This window comes from Serratia sp. (in: enterobacteria), from assembly GCF_046715635.1.
Lineage (GTDB): Bacteria > Pseudomonadota > Gammaproteobacteria > Enterobacterales > Enterobacteriaceae > Chania.
On the sequence record NZ_JBKJYW010000025.1, the window covers coordinates 1 to 2,615 of the forward strand.

Here is a 2,615-nt window from a genome sequence, read left to right on the forward strand (position 1 = left end):
ACCTCCACCAACAGTTTGACCGCATCGTTTCAGTGGGCATGTTCGAACACGTCGGGCCGAAGAACTACCGCACCTATTTCGAGGTGGTGGAACGTAATTTAAAACCTGATGGTATTTTCCTGTTGCATACCATTGGCTCAAACGAGACCGATATGAACGTTGATCCCTGGATCAATAAATATATCTTCCCCAACGGTTGCCTGCCGTCGGTGAAACATATTGCCCAGGCCAGCGAAGGCCATTTCGTCATGGAAGATTGGCATAATATCGGCGCAGACTATGACCGCACCCTGATGGCCTGGTATGAACGCTTCAAACAGAGCTGGCCACAGCTGGCATCGCGCTATTCCGAACGTTTCGAAAGGATGTTCAGTTATTACCTTAATGCCTGCGCTGGGGCGTTCCGCGCTCGCGATATTCAACTTTGGCAAGTGGTATTCAGCCCTAAAGGCGTTGAAGGCGGTTTGCGAGTGCCACGCTAAAATCCGTTACCCCAACCCACAGGGTTGGGGTAACGGGTAATTAACCGCAATAAACGCGGATAATCTTGTCTTCACTGTCACCCAGGAAGTTCAAACGCTTTAGATTGAAGTCCATGGTCACCGCTGAGAGATAAGGAATGGTACGTACCTGCTGAGGAATATTAACCCCGTCCAGTGCAGACAGTGGTTTACCCACATAATCCTGATATTGCGCTGCGCCACAGGTATCATCTTCAACCTCGGCCGACTGTGAGTTAGCCTGGTCTGGCGAGTTGGAACAGGCGGTCAGCGCCAACAGCGCCGCTAGCATCATCGTTTTCCCGTAAAACTTCACGTTTGGCTCCTAGGTGTGGTTATTGGTACAGGGTTCTCAGGCTTTGGCTGCTGGCGGCTTTGCGACTGCTAACGCAGCCTCACGATTAGCCAACACGCGCTCAACGGTATCCACCACCGCCTGAGTTTGCGGATCGATTTCGATATTGACCTTATCGCCCAGGCGCTTTTTACCCAGCGTGGTGCGCTCAAGGGTTTCCGGGATCAAATGGACACAGAAACGGTTATTGACCACCTCGCCAATGGTCAGGCTAATGCCGTCGATGCCGATGAAACCCTTATGCAGCACATATTTCATCAAATCGATATTCGGCATACGTAGCCAGATCTGGCGATTATTTTCCGAGGTATAAATCTTGGTGACTTCCGCCGTACAGATAATATGCCCGGACATCAGGTGCCCGCCAATCTCATCGTTAAACTTGGCGGCTCTTTCCAGATTGACGATATCACCCAGTTTAAGATCGCCAAGATTGGTCAACCGCAGCGTTTCTTTGATCAGGTCAAAGCTGACGCGATTGCCTGCGATCTCCGTGACGGTCAGACAGCAGCCGTTATGGGCAACCGAGGCCCCCAATTCCAGCCCTGGCAGCAGCTCATCAGGCATTTCAACAACGTGGGTACGGAAGTTGGGTTTTTCATCAATAGCAACCAGCGGGGCGGTGCCTTGTACGATACCGGTAAACATGTTGGCCTCTTCTTTAATGACTATGTTCAACGCGCTGTAAGCAGTTTGCCCCAGTTACGGCAGAAAACCAAACGCGCAACGGCAAAAAAGCAGTGCTTGCCTAGTTTATATCCTGGGGTTAGCTTCTACAGCTAACAGCCTGAAGTTTGAAAGGCGACGAGTATAACTGTTTGGTTACAACCTTTGCTAAACCCCGACTAGCAGGTACAATCTTTTCGGCAAATTCCGCAGTTTTTAGTTGTTGCTGATGCAGCGACTCCCCTTCCCCATAAATATTAGAAAGGTGTATACGTGCAGAAGTACTTTATTGAGGCGCGTAGTTTATTGGCCCTCGCAATTCCGGTCATCATCGCGCAAATATCCCAAACCGCAATGGGCGTGGTCGATACCATCATGGCTGGCTCTTATAGCGCCACGGATATGGCCGCCGTTGCCGTCGGGACCTCTATCTGGCTGCCGACTATTCTGTTCGGCCACGGTTTACTGTTGGCCTTAACCCCGGTTATCGCTCAGCTCAACGGCGCGGGCCGCCGCGATCGTATCGCATATCAGGTGCGTCAGGGCTTTTGGTTGGCATCGGGGGTTTCACTACTGATTATCGCCGTGATTTATCACAGCCATCTGGTGATCGACATGATGCACAACATCGATCCGCTGCTGGCTGAAAAAGCCGTTGGTTTCCTGCATGCCATTATGTGGGGAGCACCCGGCTATTTGTTCTTCCAGGTCGTCCGTGGCCAGTGTGAAGGTTTATCCAAAACCAAGCCCGGCATGGTAATAGGCTTTTTGGGCCTATTGATTAACATCCCGATCAACTACATCTTGATTTTCGGCAAGTTTGGCATGCCGGAAATGGGCGGCGTCGGTTGTGGTGTCGCCACCGCCAGCGTGTATTGGATGATGTTCCTGATGATGCGCTGGTATGCCAAACGTGCGTCTTCGCTGCGAGATATCAAGCTGGAGGAAGGCGCACGCCGTGGCCCTGATTGGCAGGCGTTAAAACGCCTGATCGGCATTGGTCTGCCGGTTGCCCTGGCCTTGTTCTTTGAGGTGACGCTGTTTGCCGTGGTGGCATTACTGGTTTCACCGCTGGGCATCGTCGCGGTTGCCGG

At 51.9% G+C, this 2,615-nt stretch carries 4 protein-coding genes; 2 read left to right on the forward strand and 2 right to left on the reverse strand.

The window, feature by feature from the left end; translation table 11 throughout:
* On the forward strand, positions 1-482 hold a 482-nt coding region (locus ACLQ7H_RS01165), incomplete at its 5' end, for a class I SAM-dependent methyltransferase (protein ID WP_411751087.1).
* Between the two features lie 40 nt (positions 483-522).
* On the opposite strand, the gene ACLQ7H_RS01170 is transcribed toward ACLQ7H_RS01165, so the two are convergent.
* On the reverse strand, positions 523-816 hold the full coding sequence (locus ACLQ7H_RS01170) for an I78 family peptidase inhibitor (protein WP_411751088.1): 294 nt from the start codon (positions 814-816) through the stop codon (positions 523-525).
* 36 nt (positions 817-852) lie between these two features.
* Positions 853-1,503 (reverse strand): riboflavin synthase subunit alpha, encoded by a 651-nt coding sequence (locus ACLQ7H_RS01175; protein WP_411751089.1) that lies wholly within the window; start codon positions 1,501-1,503, stop codon positions 853-855.
* Between the two features lie 291 nt (positions 1,504-1,794).
* Here ACLQ7H_RS01175 and ACLQ7H_RS01180 point away from each other — a divergent pair.
* Positions 1,795-2,615: MATE family efflux transporter (locus ACLQ7H_RS01180; protein ID WP_411751090.1), on the forward strand; the 821-nt coding region annotated here is incomplete at its 3' end.